This window comes from Listeria grandensis (assembly GCF_014322885.1).
Lineage (GTDB): Bacteria > Bacillota > Bacilli > Lactobacillales > Listeriaceae > Listeria_A > Listeria_A grandensis.
Genome location: NZ_JAASUG010000004.1, coordinates 270,087 through 288,032 on the forward strand (window position 1 = coordinate 270,087; position 17,946 = coordinate 288,032).

Here is a 17,946-nt window from a genome sequence, read left to right on the forward strand (position 1 = left end):
AGCAGAACAAATTTTAGTGCTAACTAATACTTGGTATCACTCCCATACTGTGGAGCAATACCAAGTATTTTTTTGACAGCTGTAAATCTTAACCCCATTTGTGATACAAAAAAAAACGGAAAAATAGTATGGAATCATACTATTTTTCCGTCTTCAGTTTTGCCAGAGTATTATATATCGTGACAAAAAAGGAGCCATTTGGTTAGAGGTCCATTATTGCTTTATCCGACGGTCTTCATCATTACATATCGTTTGCTAGTTCTGTCACTTTCACATGTTTCTTAAAGTTCTTCGCTAGTTTTTCATTGTAATTCGTGTTTTGATCCGTCCAGTATGTGCCTCGCTGCGTTGGCCAGCCAGATGTATTGGCGATATACGTCAGCATTTTGATGCCTTCTAAGCCTTCTTTTTGCGCACGATCGTAGGCTCTCGTCATATTGGAAATGGCAATCTCGATATTCTTCTCGGGTTTTAATAGCTCTTCTTCGGTCAGTTCTTCTGGTGCCAAACCGCCGCGATGTAACTGGAATAATCCAAAGGAAGTTCCTTCATCTCCCACCGTTTTAGGATCGAATTTGCTTTCAGTTTCGGCAATCGATAGTGGTATCCAAGCTGGTATATCATGTTTTTTTGCCGTTTCCTTGATCATATCCATTATAGCGACACGCTGCTGATGTTGCTCATAGAAGTGAAACACAAGCGCGCCAGCCGCCAATATGCCTAATATAAAAATAAAAGTTTCTCTTTTCATAGCCTTAACCTCTCTATCCTTGTTGATTAATACATCGTTTGGTCTGGTTGCCAAATTTGCAGAATAAATAAGATTGCAAACACGAGGACAAGTACCATACTGACTACCATGTTTCTCGTTTTCATAGCTGTCACTCCGCTTTCTCAAAAATAAGGTAAAATGTGATCCAATCGTCTTCAAGCTCCACTCCATAGTCAAATTCATGCTGCTCCATCAAGGTTTGTACGATAGCAAGACCAAGTCCCGTTCCTGAAAAATTCTTATTACGCGAGGCTTCCCTTACGTAAAACGGCTTCCAAATGTGCTCTAACGTCTCATGATTGCGAATCGACGTCTCGTTTTTTATGGCAAAATACAGCTTGCCATCCCGTTCGGCCCATTCCACTTTGATTTTCTTCGTTGTAGCATATTTCATCGCATTCGTAATTAAGTTATTAAATACCATTTTCAGTTTGACACGATCTGCTAAAATTACTGTTTTCGGACTCGTTTCCGATTTCATTCGAATGTCCATGCCCATTGTCTCTTGATAATTCGCAAGCAAATCATCAAAAAGCGTCTGAACTTCGATTTTTTCAAGGTGTAGCGGGTCCGATTCCATTTTAGAAAAGCGCAAAAGTTCTTCGATAATCACTGATATTTGATTCGTCTGTTTCACAATGGTTTCCATATAGGTGCCATCATCCAAGCCGTCCTGAATACCGATACTATACGCCTTAATCAGTGCCAGCGGTGTTTTTAACTCATGCGTCAAATCCGCCATAAAATATTTCAAGTCTTTATTCCGGCGTAACAAAGCATGATGTGCCTTTTTCAAATCATCACTCATCACATTAATGCTCGTCGCCAAATCTTCTAGCTCATCTTTTGTTTCTACGGTTACTTTTTCAAATTCTAGTTTCGAAATCTGATCGGCAACAATTTTCAGTTCTTCTAGCGGTTTCGTAATTTTTCGTGATAAAAAACCAGTGAGCGCAACAACTAGAATCGAACCGAGTAGCATGAGCATCAAGTTAAACTCATTAATAATTTTCGCCGTATCACTGTAATCTGCAATCGAAACCCCTGCAATAACAAGCAATCCGTCTTTCTCGTTCAAACTGACTAAAAAGCTCGACTTCTGCTTTCCTTGATCGTACAACTTCGTTAAAATCGCGCCGTTTTTCAATTCATCTAACGTATCACCCGTCACCCAAAAGCGATTCAGCGCGATTTGCTTCCTAGCCAAATCAAGCGACAACATCTCATTTAGATCATTCTCGTTGTTATTAATATTTTCCGACACAATCGTAACATCATATTTCACTTCCAGCTTTCCCGAATCATTCTCAATCTGATCTTTATCCCAATGCTCAACTTCTTTCATTGCCTGCGTCACTTTTTGCTTCATTTCATAATGATAATATTTAGGTAGAAAAAATTGGTTGACTAAGATAGACAGCGCAAATACGCCGATAACAACCGCGGAAATGCGCCATGTCAACTTGCGGCCAAGCTTACTCATAACCAACCTCAATACTATAACCCATGCCGCGGTGTGTTTTCACCAAACCATCACCAATTTTCTCACGAAGCCTGCGAATATGCGTGTCTACAGTGCGTTCTTCCCCTTCATAGTCCATGCCCCAAACAATATCAAGAAGCTGCGTCCGGTTTAAAATCGCGCCTTTATTTTGAGATAATACCCGCATCAATTCGTATTCTGTTTTTGTTGCATTAATATCCACACCTGCTTTGAAAAGCTTCTTCGCATGTGTATCAATCTTGATATCCGCAACTTGCAAGCAATTCTGAAAACCAGTTAAGTTCTTCGCTCGCGCCAACAGTGCTTTAGGGTAAAATGGTTTTTTTACATAATCATCTGCACCAGCTTCCAGCGCGTAACATTCGTCCTCGCCTTCACTTTTTGCAGTCAACATCATCACCTTCACAGCACTGGATGCCTTGATCTCCTTACAGATATCCACACCATCAACGCCCAGTATCATCCAATCGAGCACGGCCAAATCCAATTTTTCACGATAAAATATATCCAAAGCTGCCTCGCCGTTTTCCGCCTGAAAAACCGTGAAACCTTCTTTTTCAAAATAAGCGCATAAAATTTTTAACATATCTTTTTGGTCATCTGCAATTAACACATTCATGATTCATCACCCTAATGGTTCATTTTTTTCCATCATACCATAGATTTATGACGCGAAATTGACAAAATGAAAACCTTTAGAATTTCTTTAAAAACGGCAAAATCCCTCCAAGCCGTCTGGATAGGCTAAAGGGATTTTGATACTTATTTAATTGGCAACAATATTCACCAATTTACCTGGTACAGCAATAACTTTACGAACCGTTTTACCGGCAATTTCTTCGCTGATTTTTTCGTTTCCGTATGCGATTGCTTCCAGTTCTTCTTTCTTCAAATCTTTGGCTACCGTGACTTTCGCTCGAACTTTTCCATTTACTTGCAGTACGATTTCTACTTCGTCTTCTACTAGTTTGGAAGCATCGAATGTTGGCCAAGCTTCGTATGTGATTGTTTCTGAATGACCAAGCCGGTTCCAAAGCTCTTCTGCCAAATGTGGTGCGATTGGCGAAAGCAGCTGCACGAAGCCTTCTGCATAATTTTTTGGCAGTGTCGTTGCTTTATACGCATCATTTATGAAAATCATCAATTGAGAGATCCCCGTATTGAAACGCAGGTTTTCATAGTGTTCTGTCACCATTTTCACCATTTGGTGGTAGGATTTCTCAAGGTCTACATTTGCTTCTGCTGTAATTTTAGCGTTCACTTTTCCTGTTTCTTCTTCTATGAACAGGCGCCAAACGCGATCGAGGAACTTGCGTGCTCCTTCCAAACCGTTTGCATTCCATGGAATAGAAGCTTCGAGCGGTCCCATGAACATTTCGTAAAGACGCAATGTGTCAGCACCGTACTGCTCTACCACGTCATCTGGATTGACCACATTACCGCGAGATTTACTCATTTTCTCGTTATTATCGCCCAAAATCATCCCTTGGTTAAACAGTTTTTGGAACGGTTCTTTCGTTGGTACTACACCAATATCATATAGGAATTTATGCCAGAAGCGCGCGTAAAGCAGGTGCAATACGGCATGCTCAGCGCCACCGATATAGACATCCACTGGCAACCATTTTTCAAGTTTCTCTTTATCTGCCAAAACCTCGTTATTTGTAGGATCAATATAACGCAAGAAATACCAGCTTGATCCAGCCCATTGTGGCATTGTATTGGTTTCGCGGACACCTTTACGGCCGTTCGCATCCACCACGTTTACCCAGTCGGTCAAATTCGCAAGTGGTGATTCGCCAGTTCCTGACGGCTTAATTTCTGTTGCTTTTGGAAGGAGTAGCGGCAATTCTTGTTCTGGAATCGTTGTCGTTTCCCCATCTTCCCAATGGATAACTGGAATTGGTTCGCCCCAATAACGTTGACGGCTAAACAACCAATCGCGCAGACGGAAGCTGATTTTACGTGTGCCCGCTTTATTTGCTTCCAACCAATCAATGATTTTACTAATCGCATCATCTTTACTCAGACCGTTGAGGAATTCGGAATTAATATGATCCCCGTCACCTGTATACGCTTCTTCTTCCACATTTCCACCTGCAAGAACAGCTTTGATCGGCAATCCAAACTGCTTGGCAAACGCATAATCGCGCTCGTCATGCGCTGGAACAGCCATAATCGCACCCGTTCCGTACTGAATCAAAACATAGTCTGCAATCCAAATTGGCATCTCTTCGCCATTCACCGGATTAATCGCATAAGCACCTGTGAAAACGCCCGTCTTATCTTTCGCAAGATCCGTGCGCTCTAGCTCACTTTTTAGCTCGACTTGTTTCTGATACGCCGTCACCGCTTCTTTTTGGTCAGCCGTCACAATTTTATCAACCAAGTCGTGCTCTGGCGCCAAAACAGCATATGTTGCTCCGAAAAGTGTATCTGGACGCGTCGTAAATACCGCAAAGCTCGCATCCCTATCCTTCACTGCAAACGCAACTTCTGCTCCCTCCGAGCGACCAATCCAGTTGCGCTGCATATCTTTAATGTTCTCCGGCCAATCCACCAAATCCAAATCATCTAGCAAACGATCTGCGTACGCCGTAATTTTCAGCATCCATTGGCGCATCGGTTTACGAAAGACAGGATGCCCGCCGCGCTCACTTTTGCCATCGATAACTTCTTCATTCGCGAGTACCGTACCAAGCGCTGGACACCAGTTTACTGCAACTTCGGCCTCATATGCCAATCCTTTTTCGTAAAGCTTCGTGAAAATCCATTGCGTCCATTTATAGTAACTCGGATCGGTCGTATTAATTTCGCGATCCCAATCATAAGAGAAACCTAGTGCCTTGATTTGACGCGTGAAATTCTCAATATTATGCGCCGTAAATTCAGCCGGATCATTCCCAGTGTCAATCGCGTACTGCTCTGCTGGTAGGCCAAACGCATCCCAACCAATCGGGTGCAGTACGTTGAGTCCTTGCATCCGCTTCATTCGCGAAATGATATCCGTCGCCGTATAGCCTTCAGGATGCCCAACATGGAGGCCTGAGCCTGATGGATAAGGAAACATATCGAGTGCATAAAAATTCGACTTATCCGCGTCCTCCGTCGTTTTGAAAATCTTCTCATCTTCCCATTTCTTCTGCCATTTCGGCTCCATTTCTTTGTGATTAAATGTCATCATCCATACTCCCTTTCTATATTTGCTGCACAAAAAAAATCCCACAGCAAAAAAATGCTATGGGACGAGAGTTAAAAAACCCCCGCGGTACCACCCAAATTAGTGTCTCCACTCAACTCAAGCATTCCTTAACGCGAAATACACGGCGGTATCAAACCGCAATCTATGCTCACGAGGCAAGTTCGTATGTTTTCGCGTGTGACTCGCACCAACCGTCACCTCTCTAAACGCCAATCCACCCATACTACTACTCCTCTTCACTTTGTTCATCAAGCTTCTATTGTAGCGCATAAAACCGGCTTTGACAACCCTCTAAATTGGAGCCTTATCCAGCGCCGTCAACCAAATCATCTCGACTTTATCATTCCAAAAGCCAAAGCGCAATTCGATATTATTATCCTTATCCTCATACACAAGTTCCTGTTCATAGCGATCCGATCGCGTTAAATTACGATATGCTGAACCGTACGTACCCGTCACTTTATCCACCGAATCCCCGAACTTAATACTGCGACTCGTCGTTAATTTATCGCTATCAAACTCAATATGGATAACACGGTTCTTGTCGGCTTTTTCCATTGAAACCCAGTACGTTGCTTTGTCTTGCTTCTTAGGAACGAGCATTTTGATTTCTTCTTCTAGCCCCTTGTCCGACGCTTTTTGCAGGTTAAAATCTTTTTTTTGTGTTTCGCTCGAGAGGATTTGATCGATTTTAATACCGTTCACCGCTTCCGAAGAAAGGTCTGTGGAAGCCACCTGTTTGTGGATTTCATGATACGGACTGCCCGTCACAAAAAAAGTCTGCCTCAAAAAAATCGCCATTAACCCCGCCAGCAAAATGAGTGCAGCAACCCCGATCCAATGTTTTTTTAAATTAAATTTACCATAAAAAGCCGTGATAACCATCAAACAAATAACTGCCAACACAAGATACAGAATTATCATTTCTCCACTTCTTTCCCTTTTTTAAAGCCATGTACAATTGCTTTAAAAATAGCATAGATACCATAATAAATCAATTGCGAAGGATAGCTCGTGCAAAAGCCTCACTCCTTATTTTTGAAGCGGTTGGTATTTCATGAGTGGATAGAGCAAGAACCCTAGTAAAAACAGGCCTACGCTAAGCACGAATACATGCCAGTCTCCCATACCACTTTTGATGATCCAACAGGAATAAGTCAAAGCAAGTGCTGCGATAAAAGCGTCGAAACAACGCTTAAGAACACTATTTCCTTCATACGTTGCACCAGTAATCGTTAGTTTTAACTGGAACAGTGGCGAGATGAAATATTGAACGAGAAAAGCAAGCGTCGATACTTTGACAACAAAATCATAAGCCGCCGCGATATTTCCTGAGAGTGTAGAAAGAATGAATAATTGCGATGCGCAACATGTCAAAATTAACACAAAAACCGGCGTCCCATTTTTATTTGTTTTAGCTAAGAACGGAAGGAAAAGTCCGTTTTTGGCAGCTTGGTACGGCGCTTCTGAACTCATCATAATCCAGCCGATTGCGGAACCAAAAAGGCATACTAGCGCGAGCAAAGCCATTACTGCAGAGCCACCACTTCCGGTGACAACATTGAGTGCATCGGCTAGCGGGCTCGCTGAATGTAGTAATTTTGATTTTGGAATGAGACCAAGTGCCAGAATGGTAATCGTTGTGTACAGACAAACGGAGATCACAAGCCCCGAAATGGTTGCTGCACGAACCGTTCTTCCCGATTTTGCGCGTCCAGCAAACATCATGGCTGATTCAATTCCGATAAACGCCCATAACGTCACGATTGCCGCGCTGTTCACTTGCGATAATAAGCCATGCTCTAAGCCACTAGTATCCACAACTGGGTGGTACCACTCGCCCATCACCGAAGACTGGAAGGCAAATAAGCCTACGACAATAAATAGAAAGAAGCCGATGATTTTTGCCGCTGTTGCGATGAAATTGATCCGCCCAGCTCCACTCACACCTTGAATGATAATCAAGCATACACCCCATAGAAGCAAAGAGCACACTAGAAATGTCAATAATTGACCTAAGCCTAAACTGTAAGAACCCATCGTAAATACTATTGTTTCGCTGTTTAGCACTGGGAAGAAGACCGATAAGTAGCCTGCGAACGAGGTGATAATGGATACGTTTCCTGCCCAGTTTGCCACCCAGTAGCTCCATACAGCGATAAATCCAGCGAGCCGTTTTAGCTTTGGATTTCCGAATAATTCGAACGCATGGCTTTGCGCACCACTTGTTAAGTCTGGTCGTCGCACAGCCAAATTTCCGAATACAAGCGCAATCATTAATACGCCCGTCCCTGTCAAGATCCACGCCAACATGATGCCTAGCGGACTCGCCACTTCTGCCATTTGTCGCGGCAACATAAAGATACCTGATCCAATCATATTCCCTACTACTAACGATGTTAACACGAGATAGCCCATTTTTTTATTTGTTTTGCTCATTGTCCTCTGCCTCCAAGTCGATTTAACACATTACCAAGTTAAAGTATTTTTATATCATAGCACAATGATAACACCTCCGCAACCCTGAAAAATATGATAAAATAGCAGAGATGATTATTTCAAGTTTGAAGGAGTTTGACAAAAATGAACCCATTTCCATATACGAACGATAATAAACGATACCACACGTGGAATTACTGCTTGCGTGACCATTTTGGGTACAAGGTTTTCAAAGTGGCGCTAGACGGTGGTTTTGATTGTCCAAACCGCGATGGTACGGTGGCGCATGGCGGTTGTACTTTTTGTAGCGCGGCGGGGTCTGGTGATTTTGCAGGGGATCGGGTGGATGATTTGCAAACCCAATTTCACGCTATCAAGGACCGGATGCACACGAAATGGAAGGACGGCAAGTATATGGCTTATTTTCAAGCGTTCACGAACACGCATGCCCCAGTTGCCGAACTACGTGAAAAATATGAATCCGTACTGACTGAACCAGGTGTCGTCGGCCTCTCGATTGCCACACGCCCTGATTGCCTTCCTGACGACGTTGTGGACTATTTAGCTGAGTTAAACGAGCGAATCTACCTCTGGGTCGAACTAGGCCTTCAAAGCGCGCACAACGAGACAGGCGTGCTAATCAATCGGGCACACGATTACGATTGTTACGTGGAAGGCGTCGAAAAATTACATGCGCGCGGCATTCGTGTTTGTACGCACATTATCAATGGCCTACCTCGCGAAACACCGAAAATGATGATGCAAACCGTCCAAAAAGTCGTCGAAAGCGGCGTTGCAGGCATCAAAATCCACTTATTGCATTTGCTAAAAGGAACACCCATGGTCCAGCAATACAAAAACGGCGAACTGAAATTTTTAACAAAAGACGATTATGTCAACCTTGTTTGTGACCAATTGGAAATACTACCTCCTGAGATGGTAATTCATCGTATTACGGGAGATGGCGCGATTGAAGATCTGATCGGTCCAATTTGGAGCTTAAATAAATGGGAAGTTTTGAATTCGATTGACGCCGAACTCGTCAGACGTGATAGTTGGCAAGGAAAATTTTTCAGCCTTGCGAAGGTTGGTAACGAAGCATGAACTTAAGAGGCATTTTACCATTCAGTCACGACCTGTTAACTCGTATTATTTTGCCTGGTGATACCGTCATCGATGCCACTGTTGGTAACGGTCATGATACAGCCTTTTTAGCGAATTTAGTTGGCGTAAACGGTCACGTATTCGGTTTTGATATCCAGCAAGAAGCCATTGATACCACGACACAATTACTCACGGAGAAACATGTCGCCAATCAAGTCACACTTCTACGCGAGAATCACGCAAAAATGACGGAGCTCCTACCTAATCAAACGATCAAAGCAGCCATCTTCAACCTTGGCTATCTTCCAGGCGGCGACAAAACAATCACAACACTCGCTGACTCTACCATAAAAGCCATTGAAGGCGCCCTATCTATGCTTACCGTCGGCGGCATTGTGATTCTAGTCATTTATCACGGACACCCCGAAGGCCAAACAGAGAAATCAGCCGTGCTAAACTATGCTGAAGCGCTTCCTCAAGAACAGTTTCACGTCTTAGAATACCGCTTCATCAACCAGCGCAACAATCCCCCCTTTGTAATCGCTATTGAAAAACGAAAAACAAAGCCAGTTTCCGCGAACTAATAACGGAAGCTGGTTTTTGTTTGAAATAATATTTCACTAGCTGTATACTTAATTTAAAATATCAAGAAAGTACGGTGATTCACATGTTTGGTATCTCGATTTATTTATCCAGCAATCATGACTTTGAAAAAACGATCCAACAAGCATCCAAAAACGGCTTTTCGCTCATTTTTAGTTCTTTACATATCCCCGAAGAAAATCCTGCAAACTATCGCCGCCTACTCACAAGATTAGGCGCTGCGGCAAAAATGCACGAGATGCCATTAATCCTCGATATTTCTGCTGAATCGCTGGCACACATTAGCCTCACGATTGAAAATGCCGACCAACTATCCGATTTAGGCGTCACCGGTTTACGCGTTGATTACGGCCTCACCACAGACGAAATCGCAAAACTCGCAAAAAAAATCAAAGTCTACCTCAACGCCAGCACAATTGACCAACCCTTTTTAGAAGCGCTTGTACAAGCTGGCGTTGATATCTCACAAGTCGAGGCCTTCCATAACTACTACCCAAAACCGCACACAGGTCTCGATGTTCCCTTTTTCCAGAAAACCAATGATTTTCTACACCATCACGGCTTAAAAATTGCAGCTTTCGTACCCGGCGACGGTAAAAAACGCCAACCCTTATTCGAAGGCTTACCGACACTCGAAAAACACCGCTACAGCCATCCATTCGCTTCTGCGCTTGAACTTGCAGCACTCGGCGTCGATCACATCTACATCGGCGATCCATCTTTACAAACACAAACTACCGAACAATTCGCGACTTTCACCAAAAACAACATGCTCTTACTTGACTGCAAACTAGCATCCAACCTAGATCCATCCATCCAAAAACATCTGCTAACCCCAGACAATAACCGCATGGACCCAGCACGCGATCTCATTCGCCTAGAAAAATCTCGCCCAGCCCTGGCGAAACTTGACATCGCACCCACCTCATCCAACGCCCGTCCCATCGGCAGCATTCTCATCGACAACAACCTATTCGGACGTTATCGAGGCGAAGTCACCATAGCCATTCGCGACTTGCCTAGCGAGCTAAAAACAAATAATATCGGTCATATCACTCCAGAGTCCATTGCTCTACTCCCCTTCATAAAACCCGGGCAGGCGTTTCAATTAAGACCGCGTAACTAATCGATATAACAAAGAAGATTCCGCTCACTTTAGCAAGAGCAGAATCTTCTTTAGCTTCGCAATCCTTTATAATGTAAAAATTTACTGTACTGTTAATGATTTTTCAGCATCTACAGCTGACCCACCACCGAAACGAGTAACCTTATTTGAACCAAATAGAGACATCACATTTTTCGTATATACATACTGCATCACTCACATTCAATAGTATGTTCCAGTCTCATTTCCCATTCGTTAATTCTATCAGTTGTTGCATAAAATCATGATAGAAATCAGGCGTATAATGCACATAAAACGCGCCCCACGGGTGATCCCGATCCAGCGTATACTCTTTTTGCGTCATATCTAAAATTTGAACAGAGAAATAGTCTTCCACGTAATGATCTAATTGATCCCAAAGCGCGTTTAAGCCCGCAATATCTACCGTCGGATATTTACGGTTTTCTCGCCACTCATTCAGTGAACTGCCATCTGCAAACCGATCTGCAAATCGTGCTTTTACTAAAATAATTTTACAAAAAGGAACCTCCTCCTGTAAAAATTGAAAAAATGCATCCACATGCTGCGTCCAAGCTTTCCAATATTTCTCGTAATCCGCGTCCAAAGTCCACTTTTCCTTGGCTAACTGGAGCACCGGCGTATCTTTAAATTTAGGATTATACGTAAAGTAGCCTTCCGCAACTTCCACAACTCCCAAATAGATGTCCGCATAGGCATCCAACAACAGATATTCCGGCTTTCTTGTTTGAATCAAAGATAAAAACTCTTTCGTGTGCTCCGTTTTAAAATGCCAACTCGTAAAAGCATTCATTTCCGCCGTCGCTTCATCTTCAACCATTGGCATCTCCGGTGACATCAGACTCAGAAAACTGCACTGATGCTGATGCAGAACACATTCGAACACATCTTTATAGTCTGGATTAAATGTCGTATTAAAATTATCTCTGGATAAGCATGAGCCTACAATCGCAATTTTTTTAGGTATAATGTTACTCGTCCCCTTCTTTATTCAGTTAGTGCGCTTATTTGATCTACAATCTTATGCAGATTATCTGAGGAAAGTAACAGCTCATTAATACATGTAATTTGTTCTATCATCGTATTTCGCGAAATATCGGCATGCTTGTGTACCGATGAATCAAACACGTTATGAATCTCAACCGAATCAGACGGAATTTGTGAGTACAAATTATAGTTAAAAGAAATGAGCGGATATCCGAAAATAATCCGTTTTTTCGTTGTCTCTTGATTCGCAAGTTTGATAAGATCATTCAAAATACTTCTTTTACGGAAATCACGTAAAAAATGCAGATCATTCTCTTGGTTGTATTGTTCGATACTAATAATTGGGTCCACCGTCACAGAATTGTAATCACCGAGTAAACTGTGATATAGTGCACCAGTTCCACCTTTTGATCCACCGTATAAAACCACATCCTCTTTCGCAATGTGCTGCGAATACATGACGTACTGAATAGCTTCTTGAATATCAGATTCCATGTTATGGTAGTTAAACGTATTAATATAGTGACTACCGTATGATAAATTCAAATCCATAATACGCATGATGATTGTATTTTTAACTAAGTGCTTCTGCATGCTCGGAAATGATGATGTAAAACAGCGGTGTGCAATATTCGCGCTATGATACTGTTCCTTCCCAGGCATTGGTGAAAAAATGACAACCAAACGCTTAGGAGCAAGCTTGTTTTCTCTATCCTCAGGTATTTGATCGAGCGAATAAAACAGATCTCCATGCTGAACCAGGTCTTTTCGTTGCCAAATCGTGTGCACATCTTTACGACGAATAAAATACGAAGATTGACCAGTATGCATATATAAAATATAATCGTGCGCTAAAACCGCTTTATACATATCTAAAATTGGTTGCGTCTCCCGTGACAATTCCAACATGTTTTTATTGGAAAATGTTTTAACGACCAATTTTGTTTTCTCATAATCACATTGAAAGTTATAAATGTCTGTAAATTCAATATCTTTATTTGTTGTCAAATATGTTCACAGCCTCTCTTGCAAAAATAATTCGTGCATTAATTTCTCATTTGTAAATACGTTATCCTTGTTTAACAAATTGTTCTGAATCGCTTTACAATAACTAAAAATGTTCGGATCCTCTTCTAAAATCGCCTGAGTGAGACTTTCCGTTGTATATGACTTGCCTTCCAATAAACAAGTCGTTTTCATATCAAAGTACCAGCCAACCTTCTTTTGATAGTTTTCTGAATCCTCTTGAAGAATAATAATTTTTTTATTGAGATGTGCATAATCAAAAATAGCAGAAGAATAATCAGAAATTAAGACATCGACTAAAATAAATAGTTCTTGAATATCTACCAGCTCATTAAAGAAACAATGAATCCGAGGATCTAATGATTTATACAGCCTACGAAGCGAGGTTTCAAGTGGATGCAATTTCACAATAACCTCATATTCTGGCGGCAAGTTTTCAATCAACTTCTTCAAGTCAATGCCGGTAACCTCTTCTCGCTCTTGCTTTCGCCACGTAGGGCAGAAAAGAATGAATTTTTTAGTCGCATCTAATGGGCGGTTGAAATACTTCAAATGCAACCGCGCTTTTTCTCCATGCCTACTCCTATTTTGAATCAAATAAGCATTTCGAGGAGCTCCCATCTCCAGAATTTCCAATTTCGGATTTTCTTTTAACAAAAATGCAGATGTAAACAATTCCGTATTAAAAGCCGAAGAAGTTAGTAGATAATCCCATTTTTTCATCCTTGGCAGAAACGCACTTAATTCTTGTTGGCGATGTTTTAGATCCTCAAGATCGGCCACCATCTTCTTAAGCGGTAAACCATGCCAAGTTTGTATAATGACTTGATTTGCCCCTTTTCCAGCCTTATCTAACGGGTTTCCATTAACAATGATATATTTACACATCCGGAATTTTTGCAGATAGTTTGCGCTGCCCAACCTTAGCGCCTCCATACCAAAATGCCTAATTTCCATGTCCACCAACTGATTCACCGAGCTGACAAATATTTTGGCATCCGGAATGTTTTGCTTTAGCCAAAGCGCCATATATTTCGGATCACCAGAAAAAGATTTCCCATGAAACGATTCGATAAAATACATATTGTCATTCACTAATGTTGTCCGCTGATGCCGCTCTTTCCAAGCCTCGATACGATCCAGCATAGAATGAAGCATATTTTTAACAGAATGACTCGTCAAAAATTTCCCGATAACCGGCTTATCTTTTAAGTAACCATAAAGTTGATAGGCCATCGGAATCTGATGAACCGGACTCGTCAAGACTTCTGTCCAAACATCATCGACACTTTTTGTTGCGATGAAATGCTTCTGTTTTTGGCGTTTAAAGGTCGCTAATTGCTGCATATAGAGCGAAACATAGTTTTGAGGCGTCGCAATGACTGGTAACGCTTGACGATAGTTGATCCGCTCCGTAGATGCGATAAAATTCAGAACACGCGGCGCATCAGCTTGTATATCTTTCGTAATCCATTGAATATTATTAGGATTACCATATACTTCTCTTAATACTCTGTCTTCTCCTGGAAATAAAATGGCTCGCTTCCCTTCTGCCAGCGCCTCTAATATAGAGTACCCGAACGTTTCATAACGGGATGTCGAAAAATAAATATAGTCCACCGGTATCCCTTGATTAAAAAACACGTTGGCATGCAGTGAATAATTATTAATCAAATTCCTGTATAACATCTCCGACGGGCCATATCCTTGAATATACAGCTTGATATGCGTTGCCTTGTGGTAATGTACGAGGTAGTCTAAAAGCCGTATTGCATATGAGATATCTTTCACATCATCTTCAAAACGAGATAAAACAAACAGATTACTCGTAGGCTTTTGCGCTGTATTTTTTGGTAATGTCACATGATGTGTGCTAACGTGATGCACAAGCAAAGCATCGTATTTATATTTCATATGGAATTGTGTTTTGATAGATTCTGTCGCGACTCTTACATAGTCTAATGCGTGTAAATCGGTTGCCAAATTATCAGGAAGCAAACTAAGCGGTGCATGTATTTCCCCTATGACCATCGCGTGAGGGCAATAATGCTTAATGAGTTGTGCCAAAGGAAAAAAGGTCTCCCGAGTAATTATATATAAATCAATCGTTTCATCCTTACCTAAATCTTGAATAGGCTTGAAGATCACCTGAGAGCTTAGTCCTTCCTGGTGGCGAAGACTTAAAATATCCGTAGGTGAAAAAGAGCGCGCGTTATAAATCACAATCGTGATCCCTTCTTGATTAAATTCCTTCGTTAAATTTAAATTACTCCGACTCGTACCACCTGGCGAAAAAACATTAAATCCGATAATCCCAACCTTCATCTCGATGACTCCTCATTTTCAAAAAAAATCTCTCTCCACTTTTTCATCATATTTACCCTTATAGAAGAGGAATACCGCGCGTTAGGTCTCGATACTGCCGGCAAGCTGTTGTTTAATGTATGTCGTAGAAATATTTTTCGTTCGTTCCAGATAGCATACATTACAATAAGGCGTGAGGAAGTCAAACTGACCCTTCCAATCATCACCCATTACAAAAATATCAATTTGATTCGTTTGAATATCCGCAATCTTCTGATTCCAAGATGTTTCAGGAATAACCTTGTCCACATGTTTGATTGCTTCGAGTAAATACTTACGTTGCTCATAGTTGTGAAATGCCTTCTTGTCCTTTAGCTGATTAAACTCGTCTGTTGATAATACGACTGTTAAGTGATCTCCTAGCTCCTTGGCACGCTCCAAAAGGCGAATATGTCCCCAATGGAGTAAATCAAACGTACCGTATGTGATAATTTTTTTCACGCATCATCTCTTCCTCTCCATACTTATGATAGTTCAACAAGTGCGTTTGTGGACCGCATCAACTTCAGTACATGAACAATAAAATAACAAAAATACTACAACAACTCGGCAACCATAAAATTCGTGCACTGCCATTTGCTCTTCGTCATAAATGATTCCCGCAAACCTTAGACGCTTTACTTGAACAAATTGACATCTCACCTTTCACTCCATTATTACATTAAAGTGAGGTACGTTCCTCATTATACATACCAATTCATCGATACACAATAGCATTCTGAATCTTTCACTTTTTATACATATTTTTATGATTTTTGTGTAAATTACCTAGTTTTCAACCCATTTACTAGTTCATTTTTTTATTAAAACCGATTTTTGAATCTTATAGTCACTTATTTGGAATAAATCACTCTTTTTTCGCAAGCCTCTCTCATTTTGTTACAATATAGAGCAACATAAAAAAGTATCCAATAACTATTTTTAATTTTATAACCTTATCTATTTCTTGTTTCATAGACATTATCGCTTAGGCCTAGCTAAAAAAAAAAACCAAATAAATAAACAGAATATTCTTTCTTTTTTATTTAAAGGATTAAATACTACAAAGTGACAGTACAAAAATTTAATGACCTCTCTATGCTTTATTTTGAGCCAATCTTCCTGTCATCATTACTGCTTCTCCACAAAACACCTATTTCCTTAATTGATTATACAGCCAAGTTTATATGTATTTCAAGCCTTCAAAAAATAATTCATAATATCTTCACAAATAAGGAAAAAAACACTGAAATTACTCAAATATAAGCGTCCAAAAATTAACAATCTCCACGTTTTTGCACCAAATTAAAATTTTTCAACATTCCGTATACTCTGCTTCTATTTTTATCTACAATAACAGACAAAGAACCTAAGACAACCATCCAAGTCAAAGGCTCTTTATCGGAAACTATTAGACCAACTAGTTTAATCTTATTGATCCATTTCCCTTTATTTAGCGTGTTCCCCATTTTGCATTATTCAGCGTGCATAATGCATAGATTCTAACAGGGATTAGCCATATTGCATGAATAATAATATAAATAGGCGACAATAAAAAAGATAGAATATTCTGTCTAGCATAATAAGCATTACATACGAAACCAATCATCATAATATAAATGCTTTGATAAAAAACAAAGCTCCAACTAAAATACTCATGTAATGTATCTAGATGAAATAATAGTGACACTAAGAAAAACAACCATAAAATCAGTTCGCACGTTAACCAAAACAAGAACATCGGTCTTTTCCAAGCAAAACGATAGGCTCTAATACTTTCTACAAAAAACGATTTGGACCACCTAGTTTGCTGTTTCAAAAATTTTTTAGGATTATCCGGTACATCTGTTAAACATTGCGCTGTAGCCTGATAAACAATACGCCCTCCGCCTTCATGTGCCATATTCGTCAATCTACGATCATCACCAATTGAATTTTTCTTACCGAAAGTTGTCCTTGTGAAATCATCTAAATTAGCCATGATAAAATCTCGTCTAAATACAGATAAAGCACCCGAACAAACTAAAACATCACCTGATAAGCTTTGTACGCCACGCCCCACATAAAAGGCTCGATCGTAGAGGGCATCTTGATATAATGTCATAATGTTCTTATTTTTATTACGAGCCCTTACATGCCCAGTAACACCCCAAATATTATCTCTCGCAAATGGTTTCATAATTTCTTTAATGGTTGTTTTGAAAAAATAACTATCACTGTCAATAATCATCACAAATTCACCTGTCGCGTGTTTGAATCCCCATTTCTGCGCTTCTCGCTTTCCTTGATTTTTTTCGAAGCGGTGAACAGTCATAACAGATTTAATGCGCGTATTATTATTTACATAATTAGCGATTTCTTGTGCGGCTCGATAGCCATCTTCCGTTGGGCTACCATCATCTATGAAGATAATTTCGTGAACCGTATACTCTTGGGCTAAAATAGAATGAACACAATCGGTAATGCTTTCTGGTGATTCTAAATAAGACGGTATAATTACACTTACATTCTTGCTATCACCTACTTCATCTTGGTAGGGACGATAAAACAAAGATAAAAATAATTTTAACAGCGCGTAAAGTAACGGTGCCGCCATCAGCATACTCGTAAGCATTCCCCAATTTGTATAGACAATGATGCATATATAAAACATCAAGCTACTACAAATGGAAATAATCGCCAAAAATAGCAACCGTGACCAATTTGTCTCCTCTTTTCGATATTGATATTCTTTATTCATGTCCTGCTCTTTCGAATCTACAGAAATCATTCTGCTTACTCCCCTTTTTAAAAATTGAATATTAAGAAAATATATTTTAAAA

At 40.6% G+C, this 17,946-nt stretch carries 14 protein-coding genes and 1 other annotated feature; of the genes, 3 read left to right on the forward strand and 11 right to left on the reverse strand.

Annotated elements, in window-relative coordinates:
* Nucleotides 1–241: 241 nt before the first annotated feature.
* The 6 genes from HCJ54_RS07845 to HCJ54_RS07870 form a co-directional block, all read right to left on the reverse strand.
* Nucleotides 242–751 carry a transglycosylase SLT domain-containing protein gene (locus HCJ54_RS07845; RefSeq protein WP_187137238.1) on the reverse strand — a complete coding sequence of 170 codons (510 nt, stop codon included), beginning with the start codon at nucleotides 749–751 and terminating at the stop codon, nucleotides 242–244.
* Nucleotides 752–881: 130 nt separating this feature from the next.
* The gene (locus HCJ54_RS07850; protein ID WP_187137239.1) at nucleotides 882–2,255 is read right to left on the reverse strand and encodes a HAMP domain-containing sensor histidine kinase; all 1,374 of its coding nucleotides are present in this window, start codon (nucleotides 2,253–2,255) and stop codon (nucleotides 882–884) included.
* Complete coding sequence (locus HCJ54_RS07855) at nucleotides 2,248–2,895, reverse strand: response regulator transcription factor (protein ID WP_187137240.1); 648 nt, start codon at nucleotides 2,893–2,895, stop codon at nucleotides 2,248–2,250. Before HCJ54_RS07855 ends, HCJ54_RS07850 begins: the two co-directional genes overlap by 8 nt.
* A 147-nt stretch (nucleotides 2,896–3,042) precedes the next feature.
* Nucleotides 3,043–5,457: a leucine--tRNA ligase gene (leuS, locus tag HCJ54_RS07860; RefSeq protein WP_187137277.1), complete on the reverse strand. Its 2,415-nt coding sequence runs from the start codon at nucleotides 5,455–5,457 to the stop codon at nucleotides 3,043–3,045.
* A 57-nt stretch (nucleotides 5,458–5,514) separates the two neighbouring features.
* Nucleotides 5,515–5,724: a binding site (T-box leader), on the reverse strand.
* A 45-nt stretch (nucleotides 5,725–5,769) separates the two neighbouring features.
* Nucleotides 5,770–6,402, reverse strand: coding sequence for a hypothetical protein (locus HCJ54_RS07865; protein WP_187137241.1), 633 nt, complete (start codon nucleotides 6,400–6,402; stop codon nucleotides 5,770–5,772).
* Between the two features lie 108 nt (nucleotides 6,403–6,510).
* Nucleotides 6,511–7,917 (reverse strand): amino acid permease, encoded by a 1,407-nt coding sequence (locus HCJ54_RS07870; RefSeq protein WP_187137242.1) that lies wholly within the window; start codon nucleotides 7,915–7,917, stop codon nucleotides 6,511–6,513.
* A 135-nt stretch (nucleotides 7,918–8,052) separates the two neighbouring features.
* On the opposite strand from HCJ54_RS07870, the gene mnmL reads away from it, so the two are divergent.
* The 3 genes from mnmL (at nucleotide 8,053) to HCJ54_RS07885 (ending at nucleotide 10,750) form a co-directional block, all read left to right on the forward strand.
* Nucleotides 8,053–9,021, forward strand: coding sequence for a tRNA modification radical SAM protein MnmL/YtqA (gene mnmL, locus HCJ54_RS07875; RefSeq protein ID WP_187137243.1), 969 nt, complete (start codon nucleotides 8,053–8,055; stop codon nucleotides 9,019–9,021).
* Nucleotides 9,018–9,605, forward strand: coding sequence for a tRNA 5-(aminomethyl)-2-thiouridylate-methyltransferase MnmM (gene mnmM / locus HCJ54_RS07880; RefSeq protein WP_187137244.1), 588 nt, complete (start codon nucleotides 9,018–9,020; stop codon nucleotides 9,603–9,605). The genes mnmL and mnmM overlap by 4 nt, the downstream gene beginning before the upstream one ends.
* A gap of 83 nt (nucleotides 9,606–9,688) precedes the next feature.
* Nucleotides 9,689–10,750, forward strand: coding sequence for a MupG family TIM beta-alpha barrel fold protein (locus HCJ54_RS07885; protein WP_187137245.1), 1,062 nt, complete (start codon nucleotides 9,689–9,691; stop codon nucleotides 10,748–10,750).
* A 220-nt stretch (nucleotides 10,751–10,970) separates the two neighbouring features.
* Here the strand turns inward: HCJ54_RS07885 and HCJ54_RS07890 are convergent, their stop codons facing one another.
* From HCJ54_RS07890 to HCJ54_RS07910, 5 genes are all read right to left on the reverse strand, one after another.
* Nucleotides 10,971–11,759: a DUF6270 domain-containing protein gene (locus tag HCJ54_RS07890; RefSeq protein WP_342354450.1), complete on the reverse strand. Its 789-nt coding sequence runs from the start codon at nucleotides 11,757–11,759 to the stop codon at nucleotides 10,971–10,973.
* Entirely contained in the window at nucleotides 11,756–12,763 is a 1,008-nt protein-coding gene (locus tag HCJ54_RS07895) for an XcbB/CpsF family capsular polysaccharide biosynthesis protein (protein ID WP_187137246.1), read from the reverse strand. Before HCJ54_RS07895 ends, HCJ54_RS07890 begins: the two co-directional genes overlap by 4 nt.
* 6 nt (nucleotides 12,764–12,769) lie before the next feature.
* Nucleotides 12,770–15,106, reverse strand: a complete 2,337-nt coding sequence (locus tag HCJ54_RS07900) for a CDP-glycerol glycerophosphotransferase family protein (RefSeq protein ID WP_187137247.1) — start codon at nucleotides 15,104–15,106, stop codon at nucleotides 12,770–12,772.
* 81 nt (nucleotides 15,107–15,187) lie between these two features.
* Nucleotides 15,188–15,586, reverse strand: coding sequence for a glycerol-3-phosphate cytidylyltransferase (tagD, locus tag HCJ54_RS07905; RefSeq protein WP_185409274.1), 399 nt, complete (start codon nucleotides 15,584–15,586; stop codon nucleotides 15,188–15,190).
* Between the two features lie 991 nt (nucleotides 15,587–16,577).
* On the reverse strand, nucleotides 16,578–17,894 hold the full coding sequence (locus tag HCJ54_RS07910) for a glycosyltransferase (RefSeq protein WP_187137248.1): 1,317 nt from the start codon (nucleotides 17,892–17,894) through the stop codon (nucleotides 16,578–16,580).
* Nucleotides 17,895–17,946: the final 52 nt, after the last annotated feature.

What these genes read in the sequence shown, in the direction of transcription:
- leuS (WP_187137277.1), bottom strand. Translation starts at nt 5,457, where the DNA reads ATGACATTTAATCACAAAGAAATGGAGCCGAAATGGCAGAAGAAATGG.
- HCJ54_RS07900 (WP_187137247.1), bottom strand. Translation starts at nt 15,106, where the DNA reads ATGAAGGTTGGGATTATCGGATTTAATGTTTTTTCGCCAGGTGGTACG.
- HCJ54_RS07910 (WP_187137248.1), bottom strand. Translation starts at nt 17,894, where the DNA reads ATGATTTCTGTAGATTCGAAAGAGCAGGACATGAATAAAGAATATCAA.
- HCJ54_RS07870 (WP_187137242.1), bottom strand. Translation starts at nt 7,917, where the DNA reads ATGAGCAAAACAAATAAAAAAATGGGCTATCTCGTGTTAACATCGTTA.
- HCJ54_RS07885 (WP_187137245.1), top strand. Translation starts at nt 9,689, where the DNA reads ATGTTTGGTATCTCGATTTATTTATCCAGCAATCATGACTTTGAAAAA.
- HCJ54_RS07855 (WP_187137240.1), bottom strand. Translation starts at nt 2,895, where the DNA reads ATGAATGTGTTAATTGCAGATGACCAAAAAGATATGTTAAAAATTTTA.
- mnmM (WP_187137244.1), top strand. Translation starts at nt 9,018, where the DNA reads ATGAACTTAAGAGGCATTTTACCATTCAGTCACGACCTGTTAACTCGT.
- HCJ54_RS07845 (WP_187137238.1), bottom strand. Translation starts at nt 751, where the DNA reads ATGAAAAGAGAAACTTTTATTTTTATATTAGGCATATTGGCGGCTGGC.
- HCJ54_RS07865 (WP_187137241.1), bottom strand. Translation starts at nt 6,402, where the DNA reads ATGATAATTCTGTATCTTGTGTTGGCAGTTATTTGTTTGATGGTTATC.
- HCJ54_RS07850 (WP_187137239.1), bottom strand. Translation starts at nt 2,255, where the DNA reads ATGAGTAAGCTTGGCCGCAAGTTGACATGGCGCATTTCCGCGGTTGTT.